This window comes from Amycolatopsis sp. SID8362 (genome assembly GCF_010550475.1).
GTDB lineage: Bacteria > Actinomycetota > Actinomycetes > Mycobacteriales > Pseudonocardiaceae > Amycolatopsis > Amycolatopsis eburnea.
In genome coordinates this window covers 1-2,480 of the sequence record NZ_JAAGNB010001734.1, presented here as the reverse complement: position 1 = coordinate 2,480, position 2,480 = coordinate 1, and the positions used below count along the sequence as shown (strand labels likewise).

At 74.7% G+C, this 2,480-nt stretch carries 2 protein-coding genes and 1 pseudogene; all 3 read left to right on the top strand.

The genetic code is table 11. The features are described 5' to 3' along the window. Positions 1 to 407 (top strand): annotated as a pseudogene (locus G3I65_RS53135) (kinase); the annotation flags it as partial. 5 nt (positions 408 to 412) lie between these two features. Then, the gene (locus tag G3I65_RS53130; RefSeq protein WP_160703867.1) at positions 413 to 1,438 is read left to right on the top strand and encodes a pyridoxal-phosphate dependent enzyme; all 1,026 of its coding nucleotides are present in this window, start codon (positions 413 to 415) and stop codon (positions 1,436 to 1,438) included. Beyond that, the coding region (locus tag G3I65_RS53125; RefSeq protein ID WP_160703865.1) for an ATP-grasp domain-containing protein at positions 1,438 to 2,480 on the top strand (1,043 nt) is incomplete at its 3' end. The genes G3I65_RS53130 and G3I65_RS53125, both read left to right, overlap by 1 nt.

The window sequence follows — 2,480 nt, the reverse complement described above, 5'->3', positions numbered from 1 at the left end:
GCGAGCTGATGCCGTTGGCCGTACTGGGTTTCGGCACCAGCCCGGGCGGGCGCGGCGTCGACACCCTCGAACTCACGCCCGCGCGCTACACGTCGTGGGAGATCGAGGCGTTCCGCCCGCTGCGCGGCCTGCTGCGCCGGGCCGTTGCCGACGGCGACGCGGGCCTGCTCGGCCGCGTCGCCACCGCCAGCACCCTGCTCAACCAGCGCCACCTGCCCGTCCCCGGCCTGGACGACATCCTCGCGGTCGCCCGCGCCGCCGGGGCCACCGGCGTGCAGGTCGCCCACAGCGGCGACGTCGCGGGGCTGATCTTCGACGCGGCCGACGCCGAAACCCCGGCGCGGCTGGAGTTCGCCGCGGCGCGGCTCGACGTGACCGAAACCTGGCAGTTCGAAACCGAGAGGTGAGTCCGATGACCCTTGCCGCCCCCGCTGTCAGCCGGTCCGTCGTGGAGGCGACCGAGCTGCCCCGGATCATCCGCGTCCGGCCCAACTTCCACGTCGCCGCGTTCGGCCTGATGAAGCTGCTGCCCGCCCGGTTCATGCTCGACCGCGCGGAGGAGCGCGGCGAAGTCGGCCCGGGCACGACCGTGCTCGAGACGTCGTCGGGCACCTTCGGCCTCGGCCTCGCCATGGTCTGCCGGCTGCGCGGCTACCCGCTCACGATTGTCGGCGACCCGGCGATCGACGCGCCGCTCAAGCGCCGCCTCGAGCACCTCGGCGCCCGCGTCGAGATCTGCCCGAAGCCCAGCCCGGTCGGCGGGTACCAGCGCGCGCGGCTGGACCGGCTCGAGGAGCTGCGCGCGGAGTACCCGAACCACTGGGTGCCGGGCCAGTACAGCAATCCGGACAACCCGCGGTCCTACGCGCTCGTGGCCGAGCAGCTCGCCGAGACGATCGGGGTGCCGGACTGCCTGGTCGGCGCGGTCGGCTCCGGCGGATCGACGTCCGGCACGAGTTCGTTCCTGCGGATGCTCGTCCCGGAGCTGACGCTGATCGGCGTCGACACCCAGCGCAGTGCCATCTTCGGCCAGCCGGACGGGCCGCGCGTCCTGCGCGGGCTCGGCAACAGCCTGGTCCCGCCGAACGTCGACCACTCCGGCTACGACCAGGTGCACTGGATCGGCGCGGCCGAGGCGTTCGCCGCGACGCGGGAGCTGTACGCGCGCCACTGCCTGTTCATGGGCCCGACCAGCGGCGCGTCGTTCAAGGTGGCGGACTGGTTCGCGCGCCGGAACCCGGACGCCACGGTCGTCGCGCTGCTGCCGGACGAGGGGTACCGCTACCAGGACACCGTCTACTCCGACGAGTGGCTGCGCGCGCAGGGGCTGGCGCACGCGGGGGCGGCCGAGCCGTACGAAGTCGTCACGCCGACCGAGCCCGGTGGCTCGTGGACGTGGCTGAACTGGGGCCGGCGCTCGCTCGCCGCCGTGTCGTGATGCGCACGCTGCTGCTCGTCGAGAGCAACACGACCGGCACCGGGCGGCTCTTCGCGCGCCAAGCCCGTTCGCTGGGGTTCGAGCCGGTGCTGGCCGCGGCCGACCCGGCCCGGTACCCGTACGCGGCCGAGGACGGCGTCCGCGTCGTCGAGTGCGACACGGCGGACGCGTGCGCGGTGCTGGCTTCGGACGTCGGCGAGCCCGCGGGCGTGACCACCAGCTCCGAGTACTTCATCCCGGTCGCCGCGCGGGTCGCGGCGAAGCTCGGCCTGCCGGGACCGGACCCGGTCGCCGTGGCGGACTGCCGGAGCAAGGCGCACCAGCGGGCGGTGCTCGGGGCGCCGTGCACGGTGGCGACTTCGGTTTCCGAGGCGGTCGCGGCGGCGACGGAGTTCCCGGTGGTGCTGAAGCCGGCCGAGGGCTCGGGCAGCGTCGGCGTGCTGCGGTGCGAGACACCGGAGGCGGTCGCCTCCCAGGCGGCGGCGCTGCTTTCGGTGACGCACAACGAACGCGGCCTGCCGGTGCCGGCGCAGGTGCTGGTGGAGCCGTACGCGAGCGGGCCGGAGTACTCGGTGGAGCTGTTCGGCGACGTCGTGGTGGCGGTGGTCCGCAAGCACCTCGGGCCGGCGCCGTTCTTCGTCGAGGTCGGCCACGACGTCCCGGCGGCGCTGCCCCCGGCCGACGAGACGGCGCTGATCGACACGGCCCGGGCGGCGGTGACCGCGCTGGGCCTGGGCTTCGGCGCGGCGCACGTCGAGATCCGGCTGACGCCGTCCGGACCGCGGTTGATGGAGGTCAACCCGCGCCCGGCGGGCGGGATGATCCCGGAGCTGGTCCGCGCGGCGACCGGCGTCGACCTGGTGGCGGCGCAGGTTTCCGCGGTGCTGGGTCTGCCGCCGGACCTGCGGGCGTCCCGGCGGGCTTGTGCGTCGCTGCGGTTCCTCACCGCGAGTTCCACTTCGGTGGTGGCGGCGGGGGACGCGGTGGCGAAGGCGTCGGCGGTGCCGGGGGTGGCCGAAGCTCGGATCTCCCGTCCCGACGG